The sequence below is a fragment of the Caproiciproducens galactitolivorans genome (assembly GCF_029266045.1).
GTDB classification, from domain to species: Bacteria; Bacillota; Clostridia; order Oscillospirales; family Acutalibacteraceae; genus Caproiciproducens; species Caproiciproducens galactitolivorans.
In genome coordinates this window covers 88,586-113,941 of record NZ_JAJUFJ010000002.1, presented here as the reverse complement: position 1 = coordinate 113,941, position 25,356 = coordinate 88,586, and the positions used below count along the sequence as shown (strand labels likewise).

The following is a 25,356-nucleotide window of genomic DNA, read 5'->3' as shown; positions in this document are numbered from 1 at the left end:
CCTTATTACCTCGATTTATAAAGTCATCAGGTTTATGAGCGCAATCGCCGCCGCGGCCTCCACAACGGGCGCGGCCCGCGAAACGATGCAGGGATCATGCCTTCCGTGAACACGGAGTTTTGCGTTTTCTTTCGTTTTCAGATCGACGCTGTCCTGCTCCCGTGCAATGGACGGCGTAGGCTTGAACGCCGCGCGGAACACAATCGGCATACCGGTTGTAATTCCGCCAAGGATTCCGCCCGCGTTGTTGGTCCGGGCTTTTACCGTGCCGCCGTCGAAGTAGTATGCGTCGTTGTTTTGGCTACCGTACAGCTCCGCCGCGCCGAAGCCCGCGCCGAACTCCACGCCCTTAACAGCGGGAATGCCGAACAGGATGGATGAAAAGACCGGTTCAATTCCACCGAACAGCGGGCCGCCGATCCCCGCGGGAACGCCGGTCAGCGCGCATTCGACCACGCCGCCCACGCTGTCCTGTGCCATCCGGGCTTTTTCAATTGTGTTCCGCATTTTTTGTTCCGCCTCCCGGTCAATGACGGGGAACGGGACGGAAGCAAGCCGTTGGAGCAAATCCTCAGGGATGTCCGTCGGGGAAAAGGGGGTATCCCTGCAATCCGCCACAAAAAGGACGTGTGAGCCGATTGCGATGCCCCGGCGCTGTAAAATCTGGCGGCATACGGCGCCCGCGAAAACAAGCGGAGCTGTCAGACGGCCGGAGAAATGCCCGCCGCCGCGCATGTCGTTAAAACCGCCGTAACGCAGGAACGCAGGGTAATCCGCGTGCCCCGGGCGCGGGACGCGCTGTAAATACTCATAATCGCCGGATTTTGTATTCGTGTTTTCAATTAGTGCACACAGCGGCGCGCCGGTGGTTCTGCCGTTTAAAACGCCGCTTACAATTTTAGGCAGGTCGCTTTCCCTGCGCGGCGTTGCTGCCGGATCCTTTCCCGGCGCGCGGCGGCTCATTTGCAGGGCGACGGCTTCAAAATCAAGCTCTTCGCCCGCCGGCAGCCCGTCGAGCACCGCACCGATAGCGGCGCCGTGGCTTTCGCCGAAAATGGATACCTTTATTTTTTCACCCCATGCGGACGACATACGCTTTCCCTCCCAGCCGGTTATAGTCCTCGAAAAAGTCCGGGTAGCTTTTGCGGACGCTTTGCGCGTCGTGGATCGTCACGCACCCGTCCGCTTTCAAAGCGGCGATTGCAAAAGCCATGACAATGCGGTGGTCGTTGCAGCCGTTGACCTCGCCGCCGTGAAGCGTCTTCACGCCGTCAATCAGAAGGCCGTCCTCTGTTTCCTTCACCTTCCCGCCAAGGCGGGTCAGCCCGTCGGCCATGGCCGCCAGACGGTCGCTTTCCTTGATGCGCAGGCGCTGCGCGTTATAGATTCTTGTTTGCCCCCGGCACAGCGCGGCGGTCGCCGCCAGAACCGGGACAAGGTCGGGAATCTGGGCTGCGTCGATTTCTATGCCGTTTCGTTTCTTGGGCGTAACGGTTAGTTGCTTTCCCTCCCATGCAATATCCGCGCCGAAAGAGCGGAAAAGCATTTCTGCCGCGCGGTCGCCCTGCCGGGAATCCGGATTCAGCCCTTCCAGCCGGATTTTTCCGCCGAGCGTTCCCGCCGCCAGGAAAAAGGCTGCCTGAGACCAGTCCCGTTCTACTTTATAAGGTTTATAAGGGGGTACGCTGTAGGACTGGTTCCCCGGAACTATCCACCCGTTTTCCTCGGCTTCGATTTTTATTCCGAAATCCTTTAAAATATCAATCGTCATATCAACGTAGCCGGCGCTTTCCAACGGCGTGGAAAGTCTGATTTCGCTGCCGCCGTCCAAAACCGGGAGCGCGAGCAGCAAGCCCGTAATAAACTGGGAACTCACGTTGCCCGGCAGGATGAATTTCCCCGGGGTGAGCTTTCCGTGAATTGCCAGCGGCAGCCCCCCTGCCGTTTCACATTTTACGCCATGCTGGGGCAGGCAGTCAAGATAGACGCCGATCGGACGCTGCGGAAGACGGCCTTCGCCCGTAAACATAGCCGGAATTCCGAGCGCCGCCGCGACCGGAATCAGAAAGCGCAGGGTGGAACCGGATTCCCCGCAGTAAACTTGCACGGGGGTTCCGTCAGTTCCGCTGAGAAGGGTTTTCATTGCGCGGATGGTGGCCCGGATATCGTTGCTCAGATATTCTACCCCGTCCTCAAAGAGATTGCCGCCGCCTGCCAGCGCCGAACAGATAACCGCCCGGTGCGCCGCGCTTTTAGAGGGCGGCACGAGGATGCTCCCGCTTAAAACCGAAGGCTCAATTCTCACGTCGCTCATTGCAGCACCTCTGTCAGTTCCGCCAGGCGGTCGCGGTAAATCCGGTCCACAAACCCCTCGCCGATTTGTTTCAATAGAATCAGCCCGATCATGCCGCCGCTGTTTTTCTTGTCAAACGCCGTTGCGGAAAGAATCTGGTCAATCGGCATGGGATCGCTTGTGGGAAGCTGGAATTTCCGTAACGCCGCGATGATTTCATTCGTCGTTCCGGGCTTTGTGATGCCCATGCTTTCGCCGCATTTTGCCATCATGACCATGCCGATTCCGACCGCTTCCCCGTGGGACAGCTTGGAAAATCCATACAGCTTTTCCAGCGCGTGGCCGAAGGTGTGGCCGAAGTTCAAAAGCATACGTTCGCCGGTGTCGAATTCGTCCCGCTGCACGATTTCGCGTTTGATATCCACACAGCGGTAAATCAGTTCTTCCATGTTTTGACGGATATCCTCTTTATAGATCATATCGAACAGTTCGCGGCTTTTTATGCAGCCGTACTTAATCGCTTCCGCCATTCCGTCGGAAAGGAAACGCTGCGGAAGGGTTTCAAGCGTGTCTGGGTCAATTAAAACCAGACAGGGCTGATGAAACGCTCCGACCAGATTTTTTCCCTGCGGGAGGTCGACCGCCGTTTTGCCGCCGACCGATGAGTCAATCTGCGCCAGAAGGGAGGTTGGTATCTGGATAAAGGGGATGCCGCGCAGATAGGTCGCGGCGGCAAAGCCCGTCATGTCGCCGGTTACGCCGCCGCCCAGCGCGACGAGGAAATCACTGCGGGTCAGCCTGTGTTTGGCGCACTCCGAGTAGATTTGCGCGATGCAGGAAAGCTGTTTGCTTTCTTCCCCTGCCGGAAAAGCAAACGTGTGCACGGAGAAGCCGGCGGCTTCCAGCGACTGCTTCACGCGTTCGCCATAAAGCGGAAGTACATTGCTGTCGCTTACCAGAACAGCTTTTGCGCCCGGCTTGAAAAGCCGTTCCGCAAGCTTTCCGGTTTTGCCGAGGCAACCGCGTTCGATTTGGATTTTGTAGCTTTTGGAAGTATTAACGGTCAGTTCCTTCATTCTCCAAGCATCTCCTTTATCTGTCTGCTTTTGCACAGAAGGGCGCGAAGCGCTTCGGCATCCTTTTTCGAAACAGCATCTTTCAGCATGGTTATATTGGCAATCAAAATATCCAATTCTTCCATAAGTGCTTCCCGGTTGTCGATGAACAGCTCCGCCCATAACGCTTCGTTAATATTCGCCACACGCGAAACGTCGCGATAGCTCCCCGCGGAAAAGCCGTTGTGCTCCGGGCAGCTGGGGCTCATCACATAAGCGCAGGCGAGCACATGGGGAAGCTGGCTGGTAAACGCGATCATCCGGTCGTGCTTTTCGGGGGTGGCTTCTACGGTTCCGCCGAAGCGGAGCGCCTTGGCGATTTCTTTCAGCAGGCCGACCGCCTGCTGCGGCGCGTCGCAGGGAACGAGAATGTAGCTGGCGTCCAGAAACAGATCCGCGTCGCTTGACGTGAATCCGCTTTGTTCCTTGCCTGCCATCGGGTGTCCGCCTACGAAGGCAAAGCCATGTTCCCGCGCGATGCGGGGCAGATGCGCACAGATTTCCGCTTTGATTCCGCAGGTGTCGGTTACGACGCAGTGCGGTGGAATCAGATGGGCGTGCGCGGCGGCGAAATCGATGTCCGCCTGGGGATACAGGCAAAGGTAGAGGACATCCGCTTCCTGGATATCCGCTTCGCTGGCAATTTTGTCAATTGCGCCGCATTCCAGTGCAGCTTTTAAGACGTCCGGATTGCGGTCAATTCCGGCAATTTGGCATTGTGTGTACTTTTGAAAAGCCTTTGCAAGGGAACCCCCGATCAGGCCCAGCCCGACAATTACAATTTTTCGGTTCATGATGGGATACCTTTCGTCGCAGATATTTTCTATATTATAGCAAATATTTACAGGCTATTCTACATTTCTTCCAAAGGCTTTTGCCGCGGCGCGGAGATGTTCCGCTGCCTTGTCGAACTGGTCCGGGGTCAGCGACTGCGCGCCGTCGGAAAGTGCCTTTGCCGGATTGTTGTGCACCTCGATAATCAGACCGTCCGCTCCGGCTGCAACCGCCGCAAGCGCGAGTGGCTCCACCAGCCATGCAATTCCGCCCGCGTGGCTTGGGTCGACCACAACAGGAAGATGGGAAAGCTTTTTCAGGATCGGGATGGCGGAAATATCCAGCGTGTTCCTTGTGTAGGTTTCATAGGTACGGATGCCGCGTTCGCAGAGGATGACCTGTTCGTTGCCCCCGGCCAAAATGTATTCCGCACTCATTAAAAGCTCTTCAATCGTGCTGGACAGCCCCCGCTTTAAGAGAATGGGCGTTTTGACTTTCCCCAGTTCCTTCAGCAGATCAAAATTCTGCATATTCCGCGCGCCGACCTGAATAATATCCACGCCGTTTTCCAAAAACATGTCGATATGGTTGGCGCTCATGATTTCCGTAACGATCGGAAGGCCGGTTTCCTTTTTGGCTTCTTTTAAAAGTTCCAGCCCTTCGGCCTTCAGCCCCTGGAAGGCATAGGGGGAGGTTCTTGGCTTGAACGCGCCGCCGCGCAGGAACTGCGCGCCCGCAGCCTTGACCCGCCGGGCAATGTCACAGATCTGCTCCTTGCTTTCAACGGAACAGGGGCCGGCAATCAGCGCCAGCCCGCCCCCGCCGATCTTTTGCCCGTCGGGCAGGGTGATGACGGTGTCGTCCGGGTGGAATTTGCGGTTGGATTTTTTGTAGGGCTCCTGTACCCGCTTAACGCTTTCTACAAAATCCTGTGCCGAAATATAGTCGATATCGATTGCCGATGTATCGCCGATCAGCCCAAGAACCGTACTTTGCGTACCTACCCAGGTATTGACCTTTATGCTATACTCATTGGTAAGCGTATTTGTAAAATCTTTTACCTGCTCCGGCGTGCATCCTGGCTTTAATACAATAATCATATTTTATTCCTCCTTGCAATTATATAGTGGAAAATGATAAAAAAAGAGCGGAGCTGCTGTCAGCTCCGCTAAAATATAAGCCTGTCGGGGTAAGGCTATATACCTTCGCACAAAAGCTCACAGTCCGTTTTTAGGCATGCACAAAAATCCCACGCCATAAAATAGCGGGGATAACCGTAAGCTATAAATCGTTTTGTGCTTGTCGCAGAACGCATTGTGAAGCTCCTTTGTAATTCTTGCTATGTATCATAATACAGATTGCATGGGCTGTCAAGGGAAAATAGAAAATATCGATTTTTCTCGAAAAGTGAATATTGTTCAAAGTTGTACGAAAAATAGATTTACATGATTGATTTTATGGTGCATTTTTGATACAATATTAGACACTAAGGCGGATGTGTCATAACTATTTGTAGACGAAAGAGGGGGTGCCAATGCCGAAAAAATTAGCAGGAGAATTCGACCTAAGAAAAATTATTAATTCTCTGGGCGCGGGAATTCTATGTTGTAAGAATGACGATGCACTTACAATCGTTTATGCAAGCAGCCCCTTTTATGAAATGCTTGGATATCGAGAAGGTGAAATAACGGCGTTAAACGGACAGGAACCGAACCGCGTGTTAAGCGCGGATCAGCACTACGACCGTCAAGATTTTGTGCGGAACCTTTCAAGGGATGGCAATGCGCTAGTCGAGCTGAAACTTATTAAAAAGAATGGGCATCACATCTGGGTAAACTGCAGTTTGCGCCTTTTAGTTGAAGAAGATGGTTCGGAATTGTTGTGCGGCGTTATACAAGATATAACGGTCAAAAGAAGGCTGCTCAATAAAGAGCGCGAGCAATTCGAAATTATCCGTAAAGCGAAACGGGAGCTTGCCGCGAGCGAGGAACGCTACCGCATTATTATGGAGCAGGCGGCGGATCCGATTATGGACTACAATTTTAAGACGCAGGAGATTTATTATTCCCACCCTTTTCGGGACAGGTTCGGTACCGGATTTAGCACGGATGGCTTGCTGGACAGCCTGTGCCATTCCAATATCGTTTTCGAGGAGGACAGGCAAAGGCTGGTAGACGATATGTACCGCTTTATGCATGGGGAGAAGCAGAAAAACCCCGATTACCGGTTTATGGATGTGCACGGGAATTACCGGTGGTACCGGGTTCGAAGTACAATCATTCGCGACGAAAAGGGCGAGCTTTCCAGAATGATTGTGTTCTTTATCGATATTGACAGCCAGAAAAGGGAAAATCTACGCCTGAAGGAAAGGGCGGAGCGTGATTTGCTCAGCGGGCTGTACAACCATGTGACCACGTCCCGGCTGATTGACGAAGCAATTTGTGGAAGCGGTGGGGAAGACCAGCATGCGCTGTTCCTGATTGATATTGATAATTTTAAGGATATAAACGACCATCTGGGGCATCTGCTTGGCGACGAAGTGATTGAAGAGGTGTCTGCCAAACTGAAAAGCCAGTTCCGCGGGGACGATATTATCGGCCGGATTGGCGGCGATGAATTCGTTGTATTCCTTAAAAACATATCGACCATGGATATCAAACGGAAAGCAGAGCTTTTGCAGAGGGTATTCCGCAGTATCCGTTCGGAACGGAATGCGAAATTCCAGATTTCCGGGAGCATCGGCGTTTCGATTTATCCGAAGGATGGAAGGGATTACCACGAACTGTTTCAAAAGGCCGACGCCGCTATGTATGCGGTAAAGCACAACGGGAAAAATTCCTGTTGCACCTATTCGGATATTGAGCAGTAAGCCAAAATGGATTCCCGCTTATTCGGAAGGAGTAAGCGGGTTTTTTAATAACCGGAGGATTTGTTCCGCAACTTCATCGGCGGGCGCGTCCGCCGGAATTTTTATGTCTGCGGCCGCACGGTACCGCTCGAAACGTTCCCGGTAAAGCCGGCACATTTTTTCTTCAGGCTCCGGTCCGGAAAGCAGCGGGCGCGTTAGGTCGCCCGCAAGCCGCTCCCGAATGCGTTCCAGGGAAGCGTCCAGAAAAAGGACGACGCCGTTCCGCTTTAATTCTTCTGTGTTTTCCGGGTCCAACAGCGCGCCGCCGCCGGTTGCGATGACCAGCCCGCTTTTCTGCCCAAGCCCCTTTGCGGCTTCCCGTTCAAGCTTTCGAAACTCCGCTTCGCCTTTCGAAGCGAATAACTCCGAAATGCAAACGCCCTGTTCCTGTTCGATATATTGATCCATATCGACAAAGGTTCGCCCGGATTTCCGCGCAAGGAGATTTCCAACTGTGGTCTTGCCGCTGCCCATAAAGCCACAGAGGACAAGGTTGCCGAATGTCTTTTTCATTTCAAAGACAGCGTCCGCACACAGCGTTTCGATATCTTCATTCCGAAACTTTGCGCCATACCAGATTTCCTGCGCGGCGGCGGCTTGCCAGACCAGCATGCTGATTCCGCCGATGGCGCGCACGCCGTTTTTGCGCGCGGTTCTTAAAAGCAGGGTTTCATTTGGGTTGTAAACCGCGTCAAAAACGCAGGCTGCATTTCGAATGATTTCTTCCGAAACCGGGCGCGCTTCCGTGTTGGGATACATACCGACTGGTGTGGCGTTCGCAAGCAAATCCATTTCTCCGCGAATTTCGTCCAACAGGCAGAAATCGGCCTTTGCGTTTTTTACCTTGCTTTGGATATCGGCACAAAGCTGCCGTGCGGATTCGATTCCGTGCGGGCGCACGGCGATCGTTACGGTTCCGCCGCACATTGCTGCTTCAAACGCCATTACGCGCCCGGCACCGCCTGCGCCGAGAATTACGGTACGCCCGTCCAGCTTTGCGCCTCCGGCTTCAAGCGCTTTGCAAAATCCCGTTCCGTCGGTTGTAAAGCCGGTAAGGTGGCCGTTCCGGTTTTGCACGGTATTTACCGAATGGTAAAATACGGATTTCGAATCCAGTCCGTCCAGCAGCGGAATAATTGCTTGCTTGTGGGGAATGGTTATGTTGAAGCCGCGAAGGCTGCGCAACGTATCCATCCGTTTAGCAAGGTTCTCCGGCGGAATATCCAGAATGCCGTATTCGGCCTGTATTGAGTTTAGAGAAAAAAGGCGGGCGTGAATAAATGGCGACATTGTGTGGGCAATTGGATGGCCGATGACAGCATAGGTGTTTTCAAGCATTTTCTAGTTCCCCTCATTTTCAAAATAAAAAATCTGGAAATATATTGACAAAGTCATAGTTTGCTAATAATATGTGGTTAGAGAATTCGTGACCGGAGCGATTTCATGGCTTTTTCTGTGGAAATTGTAGCACATATGAAAGAGTGTTGTCCACAATGCCACAATAAATGATACGTTATCCGCGAGCCGATAATTCAAAATGCCAGAAAAGGAGGGTGAAACATGGTATTCGAGAAGGTAAAGGCGATTCTCAGCGAACAATTCGACGTGGAGGAGGATACAATTACTCCCGATACGAGCATTGCTGACGATTTAGGCGCCGATTCCTTGGATGTCGTTGACCTTTTAATGTCAATTGAAGACGAGTTCGAAATTGAAGTTCCTGATGAAGAGATCGATAACATTAAAACTGTCGGCGAACTCGTAAAGTACATTGAAGACAATGTTTGATTTGCATTTTTTTCAAATCCGCTGTGCCTAAGCATGGCGGATTTTTTATTGTTCTGCGTTCGGTAAAACGGAGCTTGCCCGCATGGGAAGTACCCGCGGAATAGCCAGGGGGAATCTTGCGACTGCTTTTCTGCGTTTTCTGGCATTTTTACTTGAAAAAGGACTTTCTTTCCTTTATAATATATGAATAGTTTGTTAAGAAAAAAGATGATTATAAAAGGGGCGTAAAATCGTTGAGTGAATTCAGCTTTTTAACCGACGGCGTGATGTACATGCTGGCAAACCCCAAAATGCTGGCAATGTGGCTGATCGGCGGCCTTTTGATCTGGCTTGCCATTAAAAAGGACTTTGAGCCGGCTCTGCTCCTGCCGATGGGATTCGGCGCGATACTGGTCAATCTGCCGCTTCCCGGCGTGGTCGGGGAAAACGGAATTGTACAGTGGCTTTTCCAGAAGGGGATTGCCTCCTCCGAAGCGTTTCCGCTGATCCTTTTTGTCGGCATCGGCGCGATGATCGATTTCGGCCCGCTGCTTTCCAACCCCCGGATGCTCCTGTTCGGCGGCGCGGCGCAGTTCGGTATTTTTTTGACGGTTGTGCTTGCCGTCCTGCTGGGATTCCCGCTGAAGGACGCAATGAGCGCCGGCGTGATCGGTGCGGCGGACGGCCCGACGTCCATCCTTGTTTCCCAGGTGCTGAAAAGCGGATACATGGGCGCGATAGCGGTTGCCGCCTATTCCTATATGGCCTTGGTTCCGATTATCCAGCCGGCTGCAATCCGGCTTGTCACAACCAAGCGTGAACGCATGATCCGCATGCCGTACAATCCAAAAGCGGTTTCCAAAACAACGAAAATCCTGTTCCCCATCATTGTTACGCTGGTTGCGGGGATGATCGCACCGGATTCGGTTTCCTTGGTCGGCTTTTTAATGTTCGGAAATCTTATCCGCGAGTGTGGCAAGCTGGAAAGCCTGTCCCAGACGGCGCAGGGCCCGCTTGCAAACCTGATCACCATCTTTTTGGGAATCACCATTGCGTTTCAGATGCAGGCGGACAAGTTCCTCACGGTTGGAACCCTGATGGTAATGGCGCTGGGTCTTTTTGCATTCGTGTTCGATACCATCGGCGGCGTTGTCTTTGCGAAAATCCTGAACCTGTTCCTCCCTGCGGATAAGAAAATCAACCCGATGATCGGCGGCGCCGGAATTTCTGCTTTCCCCATGTCCGCAAGGGTGATCCAGAAAATGGCTCTGAAAGAGGATAACCAGAATCACCTTCTGATGCATGCGGTCGGCGCGAATGTTGCGGGACAGATCGGCTCCGTTGTTGCGGGAGGAATTATCCTTTCTCTTGCAAGAAAGTGGGGGATGATGTAAATGCTGAATTTCAATTTGCTTACGGTTGCGTTTACCAGCTTGCTGGGAAATGTTACAAATGAGGATATAGGGAAATCCTTTCGCCTGATGGGTTTGGGAATGCTTGGCATTTTTATCGTTATGCTTCTCATCTATCTGGTAACCATTATTTTGAATAATACGACAAAAGAAAAGAACGACGAATGATAACGGCGTGTGAGATATAGAGAGGTAGTTTTGTTATGGCCGAACAGAAAAAAATGGTAGAAGCGATTACTCCCATGGAGGAGGACTTCGCCAAATGGTATACGGATATTGTAAAAAAAGCCGAGCTGATGGATTACACCAGCGTGCGCGGCTGCATGGTCATCGAGCCGTACGGCTGGGCAATTTGGGAAAATATCCAGCATATTCTGGATCAACGTTTCAAGGAACTGGGTCATGAGAATGTCTCCATGCCGATGTTTATTCCGGAAAGCCTTCTGAACAAGGAAAAGGAGCATGTGGAAGGTTTTGCGCCGGAGGTTGCGTGGATTACAATGGGTGGCAATGAAAAGCTGCAGGAAAGACTGTGCGTGCGCCCCACCTCCGAAACCCTGTTCTGTGACCATTACGCGAAGGTCATCCACTCCTGGCGCGATTTGCCGAAGCTCTACAATCAGTGGTGCTCGGTTGTACGCTGGGAAAAAACAACGCGCCCGTTCCTGCGTTCGGTGGAGTTCCACTGGCAGGAAGGCCACACGATGCACGAAACCGCCCAAGAGGCGGAGGAGGAAACCCAGCGGATGCTCGGGGTATATGCCGATTTTTGCGAAAACGAGCTGGGCATACCGGTAATCAAGGGCCGCAAGACCGATAAGGAGAAATTTTCCGGCGCCGTTGCGACATATACAATCGAAGCGATGATGCACGACGGCAAGGCCTTACAGTCCGGAACCAGCCATTATTTCGGCGACGGCTTTGCAAAGGCATTCAACGTTACCTTCCAGGGCAGGGACAATTCCATCTGCCATCCGTTCCAGACCTCCTGGGGCATGAGCACCCGCATTATCGGCGGGATCATTATGACGCACGGGGACAACGATGGGCTGGTGCTTCCGCCTGCTGTCGCGCCGATACAGGTCATCATCGTGCCGGTCGCCCAGCATAAGCCGGGTGTGCTTGACAAGGCACAGGAACTGCGCAAGCGGTTGAAAAAGGCGTTCCGCGTGCGCGTGGACGATTCCGATCAGTCGCCGGGCTGGAAATTTGCCCAGTATGAAATGAAGGGCGTTCCGCTTCGCTTAGAAATCGGACCGAAGGATATTGAAAAGAACCAGTGCGTTCTGGTTCGCCGCCATGACCGGCAGAAGATTTTTGTGCCGCTTGACCAGCTGGAGCAGGCTGTGGCCGAACAGCTTGAGCAAGTGCGCAAGGGAATGTATGAAAAGGCGCTCGCCCGCCGCGAGAGCATGACCTATTCCGCGAAAACGCTTGAAGAGTTCAAGAAAATTGCGGACAGCAAACCGGGCTTTGTCAAAGCGATGTGGTGCGGCGATTTAGCCTGTGAAGAAAAGCTGAAGGAAGTTGCGGGCGTTTCTTCTCGCTGCATGCCGTTTGAACAGGAGCATATCGGCGATACCTGCGTTTGCTGCGGAAAACCCGCAAAGACCATGGTTTACTGGGGCAAAGCATATTAAATTTCAGATAGATCAAAAGGCCGGACGTCATCCGGCCTTTTTTCTAAGTTTATAAATGGTATGTAACCTTTTTTCCCTCTCTTATCTTCAGTATCCGATCAGTCAGCTTAGCTGTCCGAAAGAGAATGAATTCACTCTGCAGGGCGAAAACATCAATGGGCATATAGCTCAGGTGGTGGTGCCGGATTTTAAGAAATGCCGTTCTGAAATTTTACAATTTATTTATAATATGCGCGAACCATTCGTTATTTCAACGGATTAAGCATAGCTTGTTGAATATCTTTGTGCAATTTGGAAAATAATGTAAAAGAATTTAGCGGAATAGTAACATTTTTCTTTCTTCCTTGTCATAACCATAACGGTTTTGTAAATTGCATTTTCAAATCGGATGTGTTACCATAAAAAAACGTTGGCAGAAGTATTATCAAAAAACTGGAAATTCTTCATTAAGGAGTGAGAGAAATGAAAAAATTATATGCGCTTATTTTAGCACTTACAATGGTTGTTTCCATGTCCGCATGTAAAGGAGGACAGGTATCGCCTACGCAGAATGAAACGGCTTCCGGTGCTGTGGTATCCGGTAAGGAGGCTTCCAATCCTGCGTCGTCTTTGGCGTCCGTACCCGCAGCGTCATCCAATTCGGATCAGAAAAAGGTGGCGTCCGAGGAAATTGCAAAGATTGACCAGCCGAAAACAGCGAATTCCAAAGCGGTAGCAAATCTGAATAAAGGAACCTATACCGTAAAAGAGGAAAGCTATAGCTATAAGAATGACAATAATGCTTTTACCGCTACCTACCCGGTACTGTCCGGCAAAATTCCAAACGTGGATAAAATCAATGCAACAATAAAAAGTACTGCGATGAAGACGATCAATTCCATGGGAACCAGCAAGAAGAAAAACAAGACAACGGTCAGGGTTAGCGGCGAGGTTGCTTACGAAGGCAAGAATTTTATCAGCATCGGTTTCAATGAATATGTTAAGGTTTCGACCCCGAAAGCAAAGCCGACCCGCACCCTCCGCGTAGTCAATATTAACCTGAACACGGGAACCGTTCTAAGCACCAACGATTTAATTGTGAAAAACGACGCGCTCTGCAAGACGCTGGAGAGCGTAAGAGGCCAGCTCAGCGGGGATGTTGCGCCATACATTACCGCCGATGTGATTAAGTCTGCATTGGATTCCGGTGCTGTCTATTTCTCAAAGTACGGTGTTGGATTCGGCCTGCAGGTTAACAAACCGGACCAGCGGTTAATCAAACTGGTTCTGACGTATGAGCAGATGAAACCGTATATGACGAACAATGAAATTTGGAAAAATTTTAAATAAAGAATAACTTCTCTGTCTTGCCGCTCCCCATGCCATACTTTTAAGTAGAAAATAGCTGGATGCGGAGCAATGCAATGGACAAAGGAGAGGCTTTTGTTCTTGCAATCTGTATAGGAACCATTCAAATGGGGCTTGGCAAAAAGCCCCGTGGGTTTACGATCCTTTGTTTCCTGCGGCGCGATTGGAGTTGCCGGCAGTCCTGCCTCACTCTATATTATGTATAAGAGGGAAGCTTTTAGTGGAGTGGGTGCTGTCGCGGCTCTCCTTCCCGCTGCAGTTCTTTTTTTAGTTAAGATAATCGACAGGGAATATTCCAGTAAATACTGGAAACAATGGAAAGCGGAGGGAAATTATGAGAAAGCTTCTCACAGGAATCCTACTTCTTTCCGGAATACTGGCAACCGCAGGCAGGGTAATGCGGAAAAGGGGATGCCTGTCTTCCGTAAAGCCCAGCGAAACCGGCATTGTCGGTGCGGTGGAAAAAGATGACCGTCCATTCGCTTGTTTTGCCGTAAAGTGGCATTTCCCATTGGTCGCGCGGGATTGCAAAATCCGTTTTTTCAGCACGATTGCAAAGCTTAGCAGCGTTTTGCTCCTGCGTTCGCGGCAAAGGGGAAAGCCCCGTGGCAGACCATAAAATTTATTTGAAATTTCTTTTCAGAAAGCAGAAAAAAGTCTTGCATATAAGGCTCTGATATGGTATTATAATTAAGCACGACTGCGACAGATATGCGATGAAGCGGGAGGTTGCGGCTGAAACATGCCGGTTTTTCCGTGGAGTATGTCCGATTTTAAACCGGGCGACAGATAACTTTGAGCGTGCGATGGGACGAGGTGTTTTATGCCTGTTTCCTGTTGTGCTCAGACGTTTTTTATGCCAGCACCCGGATTAACTTGAAAAAGTCAATCCGGTTTTTCAATGTGCTAAGAGGGAACACCCGGCACGGTGTTAGGTTTTAAAAAACGCCGCCCGCCAACTACAATAAGGAGGCGATTCATAGTGGCAGTCAAAGAGAAAATCAGGATAAGAATCAAGGGTTACGATCATCAGTTGGTTGATCAGTCGGCTGACAAGATTGTACAGACAGCGAAGCGCACGGGTGCACGGGTTTCCGGTCCGGTCCCGCTCCCGACGGAAAAGCAGATCATCACGATCCTGCGTGCTGTTCACAAGTACAAGGACAGCCGTGAGCAATTCGAGATGAGAACACACAAAAGGCTTATCGACATTCTCAGACCTTCCAACAAAACCGTAGAGGCTTTGATGGGTCTGGAACTCCCCGCTGGCGTTGAAATAGAGATTAAGCTCTAATTTAACCAACCTGCGGCCGGGGTCATGTTGGCAGATGCCAACCAATAACCTGCATAGGAGGTAAAATAATGCAAAAAGGTATTATCGGCAAGAAAATCGGCATGACGCAGATTTTCGACGAACAGGGAAATGTCATCCCCGTAACAGTTGTGGAAGCCGGTCCCTGTGTTGTTGCACAGAAGAAAACGGTTGAAAATGACGGTTACGCGGCCATTCAGATGGGCTACGGCGATTTAAAGCCGCACAAAGTCAAAAAGCCCATGAAAGGGCATTTTGAAAAAGCGGATGTCGCTCCCAAGAAAACACTAAGAGAATTCAGAGTGGAAAACACGGACGCTTTCAACGTGGGCGACCTCATTAAAGCGGACACCTTTGCGGTAGGCGACAAGGTTGACGTTACCGCTACCAGCAAGGGTAAGGGATACGCCGGCGTTATTAAGCGCTGGAATTTCCAAAGACTGAAAGAGAGCCACGGTTCTGGTCCTGTTGCCCGCCACGGCGGTTCCAACGGTTGCTGCTCGGATCCCTCAAGAGTATTTCCGGGGCAGAAGATGGCCGGTCATCTGGGCGCGGAAAGAGTTACGGTTCAGAATCTGACCGTTGTAAAAGTAGATGCGGAAAACAACCTGATTGCTATCAAGGGCGCAGTTCCCGGCCCCAAGGGCGGAATCGTAGTAATCCATGACAGCGTTAAGGCGTAAGGGAAGGAGGAATTGGAATGCCTAAAGTAGCAGTACTTGATATGGCCGGTAAGGAAGTCGAAAAGATCGATCTTTCCGAGGCTGTATTCGGAATTGAACCTAACACAAAGGTTTTGCACGATATGGTTGTAAACTATCTTGCAAACCAGCGTCAGGGCACGCAGTCGGCGCTGACCCGCGCCGAGGTATCGGGCGGCGGCAGAAAGCCGTGGAGGCAAAAAGGCACCGGTCACGCAAGACAGGGTTCCACTCGTGCACCGCAGTGGACGCACGGCGGTATCGTTTTTGCTCCGAAGCCGCGTGACTACAGCTATTCTTTAAATAAAAAGGTAAAGCGTCTTGCAATGAAGTCGGCTCTTTCAAGCAAGGTAATCGACAACGATCTGATCGTGCTCGACAAGATCACGCTTGACGAATATAAGACAAAGACAATCGCAACAATGCTCAAGGCGATCGGCTCCGAGAAAAAAGCGCTCATCGTTCTCCCTGAGGTGAACGAAAAGGTTATCGCTTCGGCAGCCAATATTCCCGGAGTAAAGACGGCTATGGCCAACACCTTGAATGTCTACGACATCTTAAATGCAGACAAGTTCATTGTGCTCAAAGATGCCGTAGCCCAAATTGAGGAGGTGTATGCATAATGACAGCACAGGACATCGTAATTCGCCCGATTATTACGGAAAAAAGCATGGCCGGTATTGGCATGAAGAAGTACACCTTTGAAGTAGCAAAGGATGCCACAAAAATCGATATCGCAAGAGCGGTTGAATCGCTTTTCGGCGTAAAGGTAAGAAAAGTAAACACCCTGCATGTGCGCGGTCATCTGCGCCGCCAAGGCAGAAACGAAGGCTATACTCCTTCATGGAAAAAAGCAGTCGTTACCCTTACCGAAGACAGCAAGACAATCGAGTTTTTTGAAGGCATGATGTAAACTCTGCCGAAGGAACGCAGAGGCAAGGATGGGGAACTGGCATTTCCCCGCAAAGCCATCATGAGGAGTGTGAAATCGAATGCCTATTATTAACTTTAAACCTACCACGGCTTCAAGGCGCAATATGTCCGTTACGGATTATTCCCAGCTTTCAAAGGTTAAGCCGGAAAAGAGCCTGCTGGCTCCGCTGAATAACAAATCCGGGCGCAACAGCTACGGTAGGATCACGGTTCGTCACCGCGGTGGCGGAAACCGCAGAAAATATCGTATTATTGACTTTAAGCGTCAGAAGTTTGACGCGCCGGGTACTGTTCAAACCATTGAGTACGACCCGAACCGTTCCGCCTTCATTGCACTTGTGCAGTATGAGGACGGCGAGAAAAGATACATCATCGCTCCGAACGGCCTGAAGGTCGGCGATGTGGTCGTATCCGGTGCCGGAGCGGATATCAAGCCGGGCAACGCGCTTCCGCTTGAAAATATCCCGGTCGGTACCTTTATCCACAATGTAGAGCTTTACCCGGGTAAGGGCGCACAGCTTGCCCGCGCGGCCGGCAACATGGCCCAGCTGATGGCGAAAGAAAACGGAATGGCGCTGTTAAGGCTTCCTTCCGGCGAGCTTCGCAACGTGCAGGCCAGCTGCATGGCGACAATCGGCCAGGTCAGCAATGTTGACCACGAGAACGTAAAGATCGGTAAAGCAGGACGTAAACGCCACATGGGATGGAGACCGACGGTCCGCGGTTCTGTTATGAACCCGAACGACCACCCGCACGGCGGCGGCGAGGGCAAAGCACCGATCGGTCGGCCGGGACCTGTTACTCCCTGGGGCAAACCGGCACTCGGCTATAAGACGCGCGCTCACCACCATCGCTCCGATAAATTTATCGTCAAGCGTAGAAACGGCAAATAAGGCGTACAGAAAGGAGCTTATGAACTATGGGCAGAAGCATAAAAAAGGGTCCTTATGTTCAGCCTGTGCTGCTTAAAAGGATTCAAGAAATGAACGCGGCCGGCGAAAAGAAGATCATTAAGACATGGAGCAGAGCTTCCATGATTTTCCCGGATTTCGTTGGCCATACAATTGCGGTTCACGACGGCCGCAAGCATGTTCCGGTTTACATCACAGAGGATATGGTTGGACACAAACTCGGTGAGTTTGCCCCGACCAGAACCTTTAAGGGACATTCCGGTTCAAAAACGACATCGCCGAGCAAATAACGGCCGAAAGGAGTGTATAGCATGGAAGCAAGGGCTTATTTAAAGTACGCCCGTATTTCACCCCGCAAAGTCCAGATTGTGCTTGATTTAATCCGTAACAAGCCGGCGGACGTTGCTATGGCTATCCTCAGGAATACACCGAAGGCCGCCAGCGAATACCTGATAAAGTTATTGAAGTCGGCCATCGCAAATGCTGAGAATAACCACAATATGGATGTTTCCAGACTTTACGTTGCGGAATGCTTCGTAAGTCCGGGCCCGATCCTCAAGCGCATTCGTCCAAGAGCGCAGGGTCGCGCGTATAGAATTGAGAAAAAATCTTCGCACGTAACCCTCGTGCTCAAGGAAAAAGAATAAGGCAGAAGAGGAGGTAAACTATGGGCCAGAAAATAAATCCCCACGGGTTTCGTGTGGGCGTAATTAAGGATTGGGATTCCCGTTGGTTCGCGAAGGAAAACGTGTTCGGCGATACCCTCGTTGAAGACTACAATCTTCGCAAAATGCTGAAGAAGCAGCTGTATGCCGCGGGCGTTCCGAAAATTGAAATTGAACGTGACGCTTCCAAGGTTCGCGTTCATATCCATTGCGCAAAACCAGGTATGGTTATTGGCAGGGGCGGTTCAGAGATCGAGAAGCTTCGTGTTCAGTGCGAGAGCTTCCTCAAGAAGCCGGTTACGATCAATATCGTAGAGGTTAAGTCCCCTGATTTGAACGCTCAGCTCGTTGCTGAGAATATTGCACAGCAGCTGGAAAAAAGAATTTCTTTCCGCCGCGCTATGAAGCAGTGCATCGGCCGCGCCATGAAGCTTGGCGCAAAGGGTATAAAAACCCAGGTGTCCGGCCGTTTGGGCGGTGCGGAAATCGCAAGACGCGAACAGTACCATGACGGTACGATTCCGCTTCAGACCATCCGTGCAGACATTGACTATGGCTTTGCAGAGGCTGCGACAACCTACGGCCGTATTGGTGTTAAGGTTTGGATTTACAAAGGAGAGGTTCTTCAAGACAACCGTAAGCCTCGCAAGGAAGGAGGCAGTAAATAATGCTGTTGCCTAAGCGTGTAAAATACCGCAGAGTGCATCGTGGCCGTATGACCGGCAAATGCTACCGCGGGAACAAGGTAACCTACGGCGATTATGGCCTTCAGGCTTTGGAGCCGGCATGGATTACCTCGAATCAGATAGAAGCAGCTCGTGTTGCTATGACACGTTACTGCAAGAGATTTGGTCAGGTTTGGATCAAGATATTCCCAGACAAGCCGATTACCCAGAAGCCGGCAGAAACTCGAATGGGTTCCGGTAAAGGATCCCCGGAATACTGGGTAGCAGTTGTTAAGCCGGGCAGAGTCATGTTTGAAGTTGGCGGTGTTTCGGAAGAAACTGCAAGAGAAGCTTTACGTCTGGCGTCCAACAAACTGCCGATTAAGTGCAAGTTTGTTAAGAAGGAAGAAACGGGTGGTGAGCAGTAATGAAGGCCTCAGAAGTCAGAGAATTAACAATCGCAGAGCTTGAAAGCAAGCTGAAGGACCTCAAGGCCGAGCTTTTCAACCTGCGTTTCCAACTTGCCATTAATCAGCTCGATAACCCGATGCGTATCTCCGCTGTGAAAAAGGATATCGCCCGCGTCAAAACCGTTTTGCGTGAGATCGAGATCAAGGACAGCGCGAATGCGTAACGGAAGGGAGGATTAATCTGTGAGCGATAGGAATATTAGAAAAACAGCGGTTGGCAAGGTCTCCAGCAACAAGATGGATAAAACGATCGTTGTTGCGATCGAAGACAGCGTTAAGCATCCGCTTTATAAAAAGATTATCAAGCGTACCGTGAAGCTGAAAGCACATGATGAAAATAATGAATGCAATATCGGTGACCGCGTGCGTGTGATGGAGACCCGTCCGTTAAGCAAGGAAAAAAGATGGCGTCTCGTCGAGATTATAGAGAAAGCCAAATAATTTTGGCTTTATGCAAAGGAGGAACGCACTGTGATACAACAGCAGACTTACCTTAACGTTGCCGACAACACCGGCGCGAAGCAGCTTATGTGCATCCGCGTTCTTGGCGGCACCGGCAGAAGGTATGCCAATATAGGTGACGTAGTTGTCGCTTCTGTTAAAAAAGCGACTCCGGGCGGCACAGTTAAAAAAGGCGAAGTTGTTAAGGCAGTCATTGTCCGCACTGCTTTCGGCGTACGCCGTGATGATGGAACATATATCCGCTTTGACGAAAATGCGGCTGTCCTCATCAAAGACGATAAGAATCCGAGGGGAACACGTATTTTCGGGCCTGTAGCCAGAGAACTGCGTGACAAAGACTATCTTAAAATTTTGAGTCTTGCCCCGGAAGTTCTGTGATGGGAGGTGCTCACTAATGAATAATAAAGTTCATGTAAAAACGGGAGACACCGTCGTCATATTAAACGGCAAGGACCGCGGCAAGCAAGGTAAGATTATCGCCGTCAGCCCGAAAGAGGGTAAGGTCATCATTGAGGGCCGCAACATGGTTTCAAAACATGTAAAGCCCCGCAAGATGGGTGAACAGGGCGGCATTGTTAAGGCGGAAGGCGCTATGTACGCCTGCAAGGTTCAGATCGTTTGCCCTCGCTGCGGCAAACCCACGCGTGTCGCCCATAAGATTTATGAAGACGGCACCAAGGAACGCATTTGCAAAAAATGCGGCGAAGCGCTGTAAGGGAGGATAAAACGTCATGGCAAGACTTAAGGAATATTACCAAAAAGAAGTCGCACCTGCTTTGATGAAGAAGTTTTCATACAAGAGCGTTATGCAGATTCCGAAGCTCGAGAAAGTCGTCATTAACGTAGGCGCCGGCGAAGCGAAAGATAACGCAAAGGTAATTGACGCCATTTCCAATGACCTCGCCGCCATTACCGGCCAAAAGCCGATGGTTTGCAAAGCAAAGAAATCGGTTGCGAACTTCAAGCTCCGCGAGGGCATGAATATCGGCGTTAAGGTAACGCTCAGGGGCGACAGAATGTACGAGTTTATCGACCGTCTCTTTAACGTAGCGCTTCCGCGCGTAAGAGACTTCAGAGGAATCAACGCGAACTCCTTCGATGGCCGTGGAAATTACAACATGGGCATTAAAGAACAGCTGATTTTCCCTGAGATTGATTATGATAAAATCGACAAGGTCCGCGGAATGGATATTTGTTTCGTAACAACCGCGAAAACCGACGAGGAATCCAGAGAGCTCTTAACGCTCATGGGCGCCCCGTTTGCGAAATAAGGAGGGAAAATTGTGGCCAAAACTTCTATGAAGGTCAAACAGCGCAGGACGGCGAAATACCCTTCCCGCGAATATAACAGATGCAAGATCTGCGGCAGGCCGCATGCCTACCTTCGCAAGTTCGGAATATGCCGTATATGCTTCAGGGAGCTTGCCTACAAGGGTGAGATTCCTGGCGTGAAAAAGGCCAGCTGGTAAAGCTTAGCAAAGGAGGTAACGGTATGCAGATTACAGATACGATTGCTGATTTGCTCACCCGTATTCGCAATGCAAATTCTGCAAAGCACGATTCGGTTGACATTCCCGCTTCCAACATGAAAAAAGCCATTGTGCAGATTCTTGTTGACGAGGGTTATGTGAAGAGTTATACGGTTACAGAGGACGGCAAGCAGGGCATTATTAAAGTAAATCTCAAGTATGGCGAGAATAAAGCTCCCGCCATTAACGGCCTGCGCAGAGTCAGTAAGCCAGGCCTTCGCATTTATTCCAATGCAGAGGATCTGCCAAAGGTTATGAAGGGGCTTGGCATCGCCATCATTTCTACTTCAAAGGGCATTATGACAGACCGTCAGGCCCGTAAAGAGCACATCGGGGGCGAAGTCCTCGCTTTTATCTGGTAACAAGGGGGTGCAGTAATGTCGCGAATTGGAAGAAAACCCATAAATATTCCCGCTGGCGTCACCGTTAAGGTTGACGACAACGTCATAACGGTAAAAGGGCCGAAGGGTACACTGACCCAGAAGGTCCATCCGAATATGCATGTTTCCGTCGAGGGCAACGAGATACTCGTGACCCGCCCGAACGACGAAAAAGAAAACAGATCCCTGCACGGCCTTACCCGCACGCTGATCCACAATATGGTCATCGGCGTAACAGAAGGCTTCAAGAAGGAGCTCGACGTTTTGGGCGTTGGCTACCGTGTGCAGAAGCAGGGCAAGAACCTTGTGATGAATATTGGTTATTCACATCAGGTGATTGTTCCGGAAATCGATGGGATTACCATTGAGTGCCCGTCTGCTAATAAAATCGTAATCAGCGGTCCTGACAAACAGCAGGTCGGTCAGTTTGCTGCCGAGATACGTGAAAAACGTCCGCCGGAGCCGTATAAGGGCAAGGGCATTCGCTACACCGGCGAATATGTACGTCATAAGGAAGGCAAGGCCGGTAAGGGCGCTAAGAAGTAAGTAAGGAGTGAATAACAAATGGTGAATAAGGCTGACACAAACAAGGCCAGGCTTAACCGCCACCGCAGGGTGCGCGGAAAGATTTCGGGCACAGCAGAACGCCCGCGCCTGAATGTATTTCGCTCTACCACCAATATCTACGCCCAGATTATCGACGATGTTAAGGGAGTTACTTTAGCAGCAGCTTCCACACTGGACAAGGATTTCAATGGTAATGGCGGAAACAAAGAAGCCGCACGCAAAGTTGGAAAGCTTATTGCGAAGCGTGCCGCTGAAAAGGGCATCACCGAGGTCGTTTTTGACCGCGGCGGCTATATTTTCCACGGCCGCGTCAAAGAGCTGGCCGAAGGCGCCCGCGAGGGCGGCCTCAAGTTCTAAGAAGGAGGAATACTTTTGGCTAGAATTGACGCAGCAACTATGGAACTGAAAGAACATGTAGTTGCTATTAATCGTGTATCCAAGACCGTAAAAGGCGGCCGTATCTTTAAGTTTGCCGCGCTCGTAGTTGTTGGCGATGGAAACGGTACAGTCGGCTTTGGAATCGGTAAAGCGGGCGAAGTTCCCGACGCAATCCGCAAGGGTATTGAAGACGCGAAAAAGAATCTGATTAAGGTTGCGATGCGTGGCTCCACAATCCCGCACGAAATCATCGGCGCCTACGGCGCAGGCAGAGTTTTAATGAAGCCTGCCGCTCCCGGTACCGGCGTTATTGCCGGCGGCCCGGTTCGTGCCGTTGTTGAAGCGGCCGGAATCAGGGATATTAGAACAAAAGCCCTTCGTTCCAATAATCCATGCAATGTAGTCAGAGCAACTTTGGACGGTATGTCCAAGCTGCGCACAGCCGAGGAAGTCGCTGCAACACGCGGCAAGTCGGTAAAAGAAATTTTATAATTAGGGGGGAGCAATATGGCACAGCTTAAAGTAAAGCTGGTAAGAAGTCTTATTGGCAGCAAAAAGGACCAGATTGCAACCGCCCAGGCTCTTGGTCTTTTTAAGATAGGCGACACTTCGGTACAGCCCGACAATGAGCAGACCAAAGGCAAGGTGGCAAAGATAATCCACCTCATCGAGGTAAGCAAAGCGTAAGGAGGTGCGAATAAATGAAGTTGCACGAACTATCTGCAGTACCCGGTTCTAAGAAGGAGCCGAAGCGTATTGGCAGGGGACACGGTTCAGGTCAGGGAAAGACTGCCGGCAAGGGCCACAAAGGTCAAAAGGCCAGAGCGGGCAGAGGTATGCGTCCTGGATTTGAAGGCGGACAGATGCCTTTACAGAGACGTATTCCGAAGAGAGGTTTCAATAATATTTTCGCGAAAAATATTGTAGCCGTAAATGTTGGCACGCTCGAACGATTCGAGGACGGCGCTGTGGTCGACACACAGGCGCTGATCGATTCTGGCATTGTGAAAACATGCTGCGATGGGATTAAAATTCTTGGAAACGGGAATTTAACGAAAAAACTTACAGTGAAGGTGACTGCTTACTCCGAGGCCGCAAAACAAAAGATAGAGACCGCGGGTGGAAAGGCAGAGGTGATCTAAGTTGTTTAAAACACTTAAGAATGCCTGGGGGATTCCCGATCTTCGCAAGAAGATTCTGTTCACGCTTTTTATTATTATGGTTTTCCGTTTCGGTGCCGTTATTCCGGTTCCGTTCCTCAATGTAACCGCATTGAAGGGATTGATGAACACGGTGGATAAGACCGGTTCGGCACTGAGCTATCTCGATATGCTTTCCGGCGGCGCTTTTGCAAACGGTACGCTGTTTGCAATGAGCGTTACGCCCTATATCAACAGCTCCATTATTATGCAGCTCCTTACAGTCGCGATTCCAGCGTTGGAAAGACTTTCGAAGGAAGGCGAAGAGGGCCGAAAAAAAATCGCTACCTATACCCGCTATGTAACGGTTCTGCTTGGTTTGATTCAAGGTACCGCGTATTTCTTCTATCTGCGCAACAGCTCTTACCAGGGTACGCCGATTACGAAGTACACAAAGGGCTGGGAGGAAGTTTTTGCAGCATTTGTCATTATCATGGTGTTTACCGCCGGTACCGCATTGATGATGTGGCTGGGCGAGCAAATCAACCAGCATGGTATTGGCAACGGTATTTCCATACTCCTGTTCTCCGGTATCGTGGCAAGAATGCCGCATACGATTAATCTGTTGGGTCAGTATCTGCAGGCTGCCAATCAGGATGCCACTTCATACGGCAAGTACTACTTCTTTGTACCGCTGTTTGTTGTTCTTTTCCTGGTCGTTATTTGGGTCATCGTTTTTATGAACGATGCGGAGCGTCGTATCCCGGTTCAGTATGCGAAGCGCATGGTGGGCAGAAAAATGTACGGCGGCCAGAGCAGTCATATTCCGATCAAGGTCGGGATGTCCGGCGTTATGCCGATTATTTTCGCAAGCTCAATTCTCTCAATTCCTAGCACGATTCAGTTGTTCCTTGGAAAAAGGGTATTGACCGGCTTCTGGAAGAGCTTTTTCGACGCTTTTTCCACTACCGGTTTGCTGTATTCGTTAGTTTATTTCCTGTTGATTATAATGTTTGCATATTTCTATGTAGCAATTCAGTATAATCCGATTGAGATGGCCAATAATCTTCGTCAGAATAACGGTACGATCCCGGGTATCCGTCCCGGTAAGCCGACATCTGATTACATTTCGAGGATTCTTTCCAAAATCACGCTGATCGGTGCGCTGTTCCTCGCGGTGATCGCACTTCTGCCAATTGGCTTCGGTGCCTTTACCGGCATGCACAACATGTCGATCGGGGGTACGTCCATCCTGATTCTGGTTGGCGTCGCGCTGGAAACCGTGAAGCAGATGGAGTCTCAGATGATGATGCGCCATTACAAAGGCTTCCTTGATTGATAAGGAGTGAGAGAATATGAAGCTGATACTTCTCGGCGCCCCCGGCGCCGGTAAGGGTACGCAAGCAGAAGTAATCTGCGAGCGTTTCAATATTCCAACAATTTCTACGGGCAACATTATCCGTGAAGCGCTGAAAAGCGGCACTGAAATGGGAATTCGCGCAAAATCCTTTGTGGATGCGGGCAAACTTGTTCCGGACGAGGTCGTTATCGGTATCATTCAGGAGCGTTTAGCCAAGGATGACTGCAGCAACGGTTTTGTTCTGGACGGTTTTCCGCGCACGATTCCCCAGGCCGAGGCTCTGGACAAAATGGGCATTGCGATCGACAAGGTAATCGATATCGAGGTTCCTGATGAGGTCATCGTAGAGCGCATGTCCGGACGCCGTGTCTGCGAGAGCTGCGGCGCCAGCTACCACCTGGTTTACAATAAGCCGGATGTCGAAGGCGTTTGCAGCAAATGCGGCGGCACCCTTGTTCAGCGCAAGGATGATCACCCGGATACAGTCAAAGAGCGCTTGAAGGTATATCATGACCAAACCGAGCCTCTGAAAGGCTACTATTCCAAGCAGGGCAAGCTTTATGTTGTAGAAGGGCACGAAGATGTTGCAAGTACAACAAAACGAGTTCTTGCCGCAATCGAGGCGTAA

36 protein-coding genes are annotated in these 25,356 nt (G+C 50.7%); 30 read left to right on the top strand and 6 right to left on the bottom strand.

What is annotated here, in order from left to right; translation table 11 throughout:
* Nucleotides 1-15: 15 nt before the first annotated feature.
* The 5 genes from aroC to aroF are packed head-to-tail and all read right to left on the bottom strand — an operon-like array spanning nt 16 to nt 5,282.
* Nucleotides 16-1,092 carry a chorismate synthase gene (gene aroC / locus P9B68_RS03005; RefSeq protein ID WP_277668434.1) on the bottom strand — a complete coding sequence of 359 codons (1,077 nt, stop codon included), beginning with the start codon at nt 1,090-1,092 and terminating at the stop codon, nt 16-18.
* The gene (gene aroA, locus P9B68_RS03000; RefSeq protein ID WP_135657753.1) at nt 1,073-2,314 is read right to left on the bottom strand and encodes a 3-phosphoshikimate 1-carboxyvinyltransferase; all 1,242 of its coding nucleotides are present in this window, start codon (nt 2,312-2,314) and stop codon (nt 1,073-1,075) included. Before aroA ends, aroC begins: the two co-directional genes overlap by 20 nt.
* Entirely contained in the window at nt 2,311-3,369 is a 1,059-nt protein-coding gene (gene aroB, locus P9B68_RS02995; RefSeq protein ID WP_277668433.1) for a 3-dehydroquinate synthase, read from the bottom strand. Before aroB ends, aroA begins: the two co-directional genes overlap by 4 nt.
* Nucleotides 3,366-4,202: a prephenate dehydrogenase gene (locus P9B68_RS02990; protein ID WP_135657757.1), complete on the bottom strand. Its 837-nt coding sequence runs from the start codon at nt 4,200-4,202 to the stop codon at nt 3,366-3,368. Before P9B68_RS02990 ends, aroB begins: the two co-directional genes overlap by 4 nt.
* A gap of 54 nt (nt 4,203-4,256) precedes the next feature.
* Nucleotides 4,257-5,282: a 3-deoxy-7-phosphoheptulonate synthase gene (gene aroF, locus P9B68_RS02985; RefSeq protein ID WP_135657759.1), complete on the bottom strand. Its 1,026-nt coding sequence runs from the start codon at nt 5,280-5,282 to the stop codon at nt 4,257-4,259.
* A 434-nt stretch (nt 5,283-5,716) separates the two neighbouring features.
* Between aroF and P9B68_RS02980 the strand changes: the two genes are divergently transcribed.
* Entirely contained in the window at nt 5,717-7,051 is a 1,335-nt protein-coding gene (locus tag P9B68_RS02980) for a sensor domain-containing diguanylate cyclase (protein ID WP_277668432.1), read from the top strand.
* An 18-nt stretch (nt 7,052-7,069) separates the two neighbouring features.
* On the opposite strand, the gene aroE is transcribed toward P9B68_RS02980, so the two are convergent.
* On the bottom strand, nt 7,070-8,428 hold the full coding sequence (gene aroE / locus P9B68_RS02975) for a shikimate dehydrogenase (protein WP_135657763.1): 1,359 nt from the start codon (nt 8,426-8,428) through the stop codon (nt 7,070-7,072).
* A 222-nt stretch (nt 8,429-8,650) separates the two neighbouring features.
* Here aroE and acpP point away from each other — a divergent pair, with 222 nt between their 5' ends.
* From acpP to P9B68_RS02830, 29 genes are all read left to right on the top strand, one after another.
* The gene (acpP, locus tag P9B68_RS02970; protein ID WP_135657765.1) at nt 8,651-8,878 is read left to right on the top strand and encodes an acyl carrier protein; all 228 of its coding nucleotides are present in this window, start codon (nt 8,651-8,653) and stop codon (nt 8,876-8,878) included.
* 290 nt (nt 8,879-9,168) lie between these two features.
* Complete coding sequence (locus tag P9B68_RS02965; protein ID WP_135658220.1) at nt 9,169-10,251, top strand: sodium ion-translocating decarboxylase subunit beta; 1,083 nt, start codon at nt 9,169-9,171, stop codon at nt 10,249-10,251.
* Nucleotides 10,252-10,437, top strand: coding sequence for a hypothetical protein (locus tag P9B68_RS02960; protein ID WP_135657767.1), 186 nt, complete (start codon nt 10,252-10,254; stop codon nt 10,435-10,437). It abuts the gene before it with no gap.
* Between the two features lie 35 nt (nt 10,438-10,472).
* A complete protein-coding gene (proS, locus tag P9B68_RS02955; protein ID WP_135657769.1) occupies nt 10,473-11,909 on the top strand; it encodes a proline--tRNA ligase in 1,437 nt (478 codons plus the stop codon).
* Between the two features lie 462 nt (nt 11,910-12,371).
* Nucleotides 12,372-13,238 (top strand): polysaccharide deacetylase family protein, encoded by an 867-nt coding sequence (locus P9B68_RS02950; RefSeq protein ID WP_135657771.1) that lies wholly within the window; start codon nt 12,372-12,374, stop codon nt 13,236-13,238.
* Nucleotides 13,239-13,590: 352 nt separating this feature from the next.
* Nucleotides 13,591-13,875 carry a hypothetical protein gene (locus P9B68_RS02945; protein WP_277668431.1) on the top strand — a complete coding sequence of 95 codons (285 nt, stop codon included), beginning with the start codon at nt 13,591-13,593 and terminating at the stop codon, nt 13,873-13,875.
* 363 nt (nt 13,876-14,238) lie between these two features.
* Nucleotides 14,239-14,550, top strand: coding sequence for a 30S ribosomal protein S10 (rpsJ, locus tag P9B68_RS02940; protein ID WP_135657775.1), 312 nt, complete (start codon nt 14,239-14,241; stop codon nt 14,548-14,550).
* Between the two features lie 68 nt (nt 14,551-14,618).
* Nucleotides 14,619-15,251, top strand: a complete 633-nt coding sequence (gene rplC / locus P9B68_RS02935) for a 50S ribosomal protein L3 (RefSeq protein ID WP_135657777.1) — start codon at nt 14,619-14,621, stop codon at nt 15,249-15,251.
* Nucleotides 15,252-15,268: 17 nt separating this feature from the next.
* Complete coding sequence (rplD, locus tag P9B68_RS02930) at nt 15,269-15,892, top strand: 50S ribosomal protein L4 (RefSeq protein WP_135657779.1); 624 nt, start codon at nt 15,269-15,271, stop codon at nt 15,890-15,892.
* Nucleotides 15,892-16,182: a 50S ribosomal protein L23 gene (gene rplW, locus P9B68_RS02925; protein ID WP_135657781.1), complete on the top strand. Its 291-nt coding sequence runs from the start codon at nt 15,892-15,894 to the stop codon at nt 16,180-16,182. Before rplD ends, rplW begins: the two co-directional genes overlap by 1 nt.
* A 79-nt stretch (nt 16,183-16,261) precedes the next feature.
* Nucleotides 16,262-17,095, top strand: coding sequence for a 50S ribosomal protein L2 (gene rplB / locus P9B68_RS02920; protein ID WP_135657783.1), 834 nt, complete (start codon nt 16,262-16,264; stop codon nt 17,093-17,095).
* Between the two features lie 26 nt (nt 17,096-17,121).
* Complete coding sequence (gene rpsS / locus P9B68_RS02915) at nt 17,122-17,403, top strand: 30S ribosomal protein S19 (protein ID WP_135657785.1); 282 nt, start codon at nt 17,122-17,124, stop codon at nt 17,401-17,403.
* A gap of 21 nt (nt 17,404-17,424) precedes the next feature.
* Nucleotides 17,425-17,760 carry a 50S ribosomal protein L22 gene (rplV, locus tag P9B68_RS02910; protein ID WP_135657787.1) on the top strand — a complete coding sequence of 112 codons (336 nt, stop codon included), beginning with the start codon at nt 17,425-17,427 and terminating at the stop codon, nt 17,758-17,760.
* A gap of 20 nt (nt 17,761-17,780) precedes the next feature.
* Entirely contained in the window at nt 17,781-18,446 is a 666-nt protein-coding gene (gene rpsC, locus P9B68_RS02905) for a 30S ribosomal protein S3 (protein WP_135657789.1), read from the top strand.
* Entirely contained in the window at nt 18,446-18,871 is a 426-nt protein-coding gene (gene rplP, locus P9B68_RS02900) for a 50S ribosomal protein L16 (RefSeq protein ID WP_135657791.1), read from the top strand. The genes rpsC and rplP overlap by 1 nt, the downstream gene beginning before the upstream one ends.
* Entirely contained in the window at nt 18,871-19,077 is a 207-nt protein-coding gene (rpmC, locus tag P9B68_RS02895) for a 50S ribosomal protein L29 (protein ID WP_135657793.1), read from the top strand. Before rplP ends, rpmC begins: the two co-directional genes overlap by 1 nt.
* A gap of 19 nt (nt 19,078-19,096) precedes the next feature.
* Nucleotides 19,097-19,354 carry a 30S ribosomal protein S17 gene (rpsQ, locus tag P9B68_RS02890; RefSeq protein WP_135657795.1) on the top strand — a complete coding sequence of 86 codons (258 nt, stop codon included), beginning with the start codon at nt 19,097-19,099 and terminating at the stop codon, nt 19,352-19,354.
* Between the two features lie 30 nt (nt 19,355-19,384).
* Nucleotides 19,385-19,753 (top strand): 50S ribosomal protein L14, encoded by a 369-nt coding sequence (gene rplN, locus P9B68_RS02885; RefSeq protein ID WP_135657797.1) that lies wholly within the window; start codon nt 19,385-19,387, stop codon nt 19,751-19,753.
* A gap of 16 nt (nt 19,754-19,769) precedes the next feature.
* Nucleotides 19,770-20,090 carry a 50S ribosomal protein L24 gene (gene rplX, locus P9B68_RS02880; RefSeq protein WP_135657799.1) on the top strand — a complete coding sequence of 107 codons (321 nt, stop codon included), beginning with the start codon at nt 19,770-19,772 and terminating at the stop codon, nt 20,088-20,090.
* A gap of 16 nt (nt 20,091-20,106) precedes the next feature.
* Nucleotides 20,107-20,646 carry a 50S ribosomal protein L5 gene (gene rplE / locus P9B68_RS02875; RefSeq protein ID WP_135657801.1) on the top strand — a complete coding sequence of 180 codons (540 nt, stop codon included), beginning with the start codon at nt 20,107-20,109 and terminating at the stop codon, nt 20,644-20,646.
* Nucleotides 20,647-20,658: 12 nt separating this feature from the next.
* Entirely contained in the window at nt 20,659-20,844 is a 186-nt protein-coding gene (locus P9B68_RS02870) for a type Z 30S ribosomal protein S14 (RefSeq protein WP_135657803.1), read from the top strand.
* 23 nt (nt 20,845-20,867) lie between these two features.
* Nucleotides 20,868-21,266, top strand: a complete 399-nt coding sequence (gene rpsH, locus P9B68_RS02865) for a 30S ribosomal protein S8 (protein WP_135657805.1) — start codon at nt 20,868-20,870, stop codon at nt 21,264-21,266.
* A 15-nt stretch (nt 21,267-21,281) separates the two neighbouring features.
* Complete coding sequence (rplF, locus tag P9B68_RS02860; protein ID WP_135657806.1) at nt 21,282-21,830, top strand: 50S ribosomal protein L6; 549 nt, start codon at nt 21,282-21,284, stop codon at nt 21,828-21,830.
* A gap of 18 nt (nt 21,831-21,848) precedes the next feature.
* Nucleotides 21,849-22,208, top strand: coding sequence for a 50S ribosomal protein L18 (gene rplR, locus P9B68_RS02855; RefSeq protein WP_135657808.1), 360 nt, complete (start codon nt 21,849-21,851; stop codon nt 22,206-22,208).
* A 15-nt stretch (nt 22,209-22,223) separates the two neighbouring features.
* The gene (rpsE, locus tag P9B68_RS02850; RefSeq protein ID WP_135657810.1) at nt 22,224-22,721 is read left to right on the top strand and encodes a 30S ribosomal protein S5; all 498 of its coding nucleotides are present in this window, start codon (nt 22,224-22,226) and stop codon (nt 22,719-22,721) included.
* A gap of 15 nt (nt 22,722-22,736) precedes the next feature.
* On the top strand, nt 22,737-22,916 hold the full coding sequence (rpmD, locus tag P9B68_RS02845) for a 50S ribosomal protein L30 (protein ID WP_135657812.1): 180 nt from the start codon (nt 22,737-22,739) through the stop codon (nt 22,914-22,916).
* A 14-nt stretch (nt 22,917-22,930) separates the two neighbouring features.
* Complete coding sequence (gene rplO / locus P9B68_RS02840; RefSeq protein ID WP_135657814.1) at nt 22,931-23,371, top strand: 50S ribosomal protein L15; 441 nt, start codon at nt 22,931-22,933, stop codon at nt 23,369-23,371.
* 1 nt (nt 23,372) lies between these two features.
* Nucleotides 23,373-24,707 carry a preprotein translocase subunit SecY gene (gene secY / locus P9B68_RS02835; protein WP_135657816.1) on the top strand — a complete coding sequence of 445 codons (1,335 nt, stop codon included), beginning with the start codon at nt 23,373-23,375 and terminating at the stop codon, nt 24,705-24,707.
* A 16-nt stretch (nt 24,708-24,723) separates the two neighbouring features.
* Entirely contained in the window at nt 24,724-25,356 is a 633-nt protein-coding gene (locus P9B68_RS02830) for an adenylate kinase (RefSeq protein WP_277668430.1), read from the top strand.

What these genes read in the sequence shown, in the direction of transcription:
- P9B68_RS02950 (WP_135657771.1), top strand. Translation starts at nt 12,372, where the DNA reads ATGAAAAAATTATATGCGCTTATTTTAGCACTTACAATGGTTGTTTCC.
- aroB (WP_277668433.1), bottom strand. Translation starts at nt 3,369, where the DNA reads ATGAAGGAACTGACCGTTAATACTTCCAAAAGCTACAAAATCCAAATC.
- aroF (WP_135657759.1), bottom strand. Translation starts at nt 5,282, where the DNA reads ATGATTATTGTATTAAAGCCAGGATGCACGCCGGAGCAGGTAAAAGAT.
- rplV (WP_135657787.1), top strand. Translation starts at nt 17,425, where the DNA reads ATGGAAGCAAGGGCTTATTTAAAGTACGCCCGTATTTCACCCCGCAAA.
- rplP (WP_135657791.1), top strand. Translation starts at nt 18,446, where the DNA reads ATGCTGTTGCCTAAGCGTGTAAAATACCGCAGAGTGCATCGTGGCCGT.
- P9B68_RS02830 (WP_277668430.1), top strand. Translation starts at nt 24,724, where the DNA reads ATGAAGCTGATACTTCTCGGCGCCCCCGGCGCCGGTAAGGGTACGCAA.
- rplE (WP_135657801.1), top strand. Translation starts at nt 20,107, where the DNA reads ATGGCAAGACTTAAGGAATATTACCAAAAAGAAGTCGCACCTGCTTTG.
- aroE (WP_135657763.1), bottom strand. Translation starts at nt 8,428, where the DNA reads ATGCTTGAAAACACCTATGCTGTCATCGGCCATCCAATTGCCCACACA.
- rplF (WP_135657806.1), top strand. Translation starts at nt 21,282, where the DNA reads ATGTCGCGAATTGGAAGAAAACCCATAAATATTCCCGCTGGCGTCACC.
- rpsS (WP_135657785.1), top strand. Translation starts at nt 17,122, where the DNA reads ATGGGCAGAAGCATAAAAAAGGGTCCTTATGTTCAGCCTGTGCTGCTT.
- rplC (WP_135657777.1), top strand. Translation starts at nt 14,619, where the DNA reads ATGCAAAAAGGTATTATCGGCAAGAAAATCGGCATGACGCAGATTTTC.
- rpmC (WP_135657793.1), top strand. Translation starts at nt 18,871, where the DNA reads ATGAAGGCCTCAGAAGTCAGAGAATTAACAATCGCAGAGCTTGAAAGC.
- rpmD (WP_135657812.1), top strand. Translation starts at nt 22,737, where the DNA reads ATGGCACAGCTTAAAGTAAAGCTGGTAAGAAGTCTTATTGGCAGCAAA.
- rplX (WP_135657799.1), top strand. Translation starts at nt 19,770, where the DNA reads ATGAATAATAAAGTTCATGTAAAAACGGGAGACACCGTCGTCATATTA.
- rpsC (WP_135657789.1), top strand. Translation starts at nt 17,781, where the DNA reads ATGGGCCAGAAAATAAATCCCCACGGGTTTCGTGTGGGCGTAATTAAG.
- P9B68_RS02980 (WP_277668432.1), top strand. Translation starts at nt 5,717, where the DNA reads ATGCCGAAAAAATTAGCAGGAGAATTCGACCTAAGAAAAATTATTAAT.
- P9B68_RS02965 (WP_135658220.1), top strand. Translation starts at nt 9,169, where the DNA reads ATGCTGGCAATGTGGCTGATCGGCGGCCTTTTGATCTGGCTTGCCATT.
- P9B68_RS02945 (WP_277668431.1), top strand. Translation starts at nt 13,591, where the DNA reads ATGAGAAAGCTTCTCACAGGAATCCTACTTCTTTCCGGAATACTGGCA.
- rplD (WP_135657779.1), top strand. Translation starts at nt 15,269, where the DNA reads ATGCCTAAAGTAGCAGTACTTGATATGGCCGGTAAGGAAGTCGAAAAG.
- P9B68_RS02990 (WP_135657757.1), bottom strand. Translation starts at nt 4,202, where the DNA reads ATGAACCGAAAAATTGTAATTGTCGGGCTGGGCCTGATCGGGGGTTCC.
- rplO (WP_135657814.1), top strand. Translation starts at nt 22,931, where the DNA reads ATGAAGTTGCACGAACTATCTGCAGTACCCGGTTCTAAGAAGGAGCCG.
- rpsH (WP_135657805.1), top strand. Translation starts at nt 20,868, where the DNA reads ATGCAGATTACAGATACGATTGCTGATTTGCTCACCCGTATTCGCAAT.
- proS (WP_135657769.1), top strand. Translation starts at nt 10,473, where the DNA reads ATGGCCGAACAGAAAAAAATGGTAGAAGCGATTACTCCCATGGAGGAG.
- aroC (WP_277668434.1), bottom strand. Translation starts at nt 1,092, where the DNA reads ATGTCGTCCGCATGGGGTGAAAAAATAAAGGTATCCATTTTCGGCGAA.
- rplR (WP_135657808.1), top strand. Translation starts at nt 21,849, where the DNA reads ATGGTGAATAAGGCTGACACAAACAAGGCCAGGCTTAACCGCCACCGC.
- rplB (WP_135657783.1), top strand. Translation starts at nt 16,262, where the DNA reads ATGCCTATTATTAACTTTAAACCTACCACGGCTTCAAGGCGCAATATG.
- P9B68_RS02960 (WP_135657767.1), top strand. Translation starts at nt 10,252, where the DNA reads ATGCTGAATTTCAATTTGCTTACGGTTGCGTTTACCAGCTTGCTGGGA.
- aroA (WP_135657753.1), bottom strand. Translation starts at nt 2,314, where the DNA reads ATGAGCGACGTGAGAATTGAGCCTTCGGTTTTAAGCGGGAGCATCCTC.
- rplW (WP_135657781.1), top strand. Translation starts at nt 15,892, where the DNA reads ATGACAGCACAGGACATCGTAATTCGCCCGATTATTACGGAAAAAAGC.
- acpP (WP_135657765.1), top strand. Translation starts at nt 8,651, where the DNA reads ATGGTATTCGAGAAGGTAAAGGCGATTCTCAGCGAACAATTCGACGTG.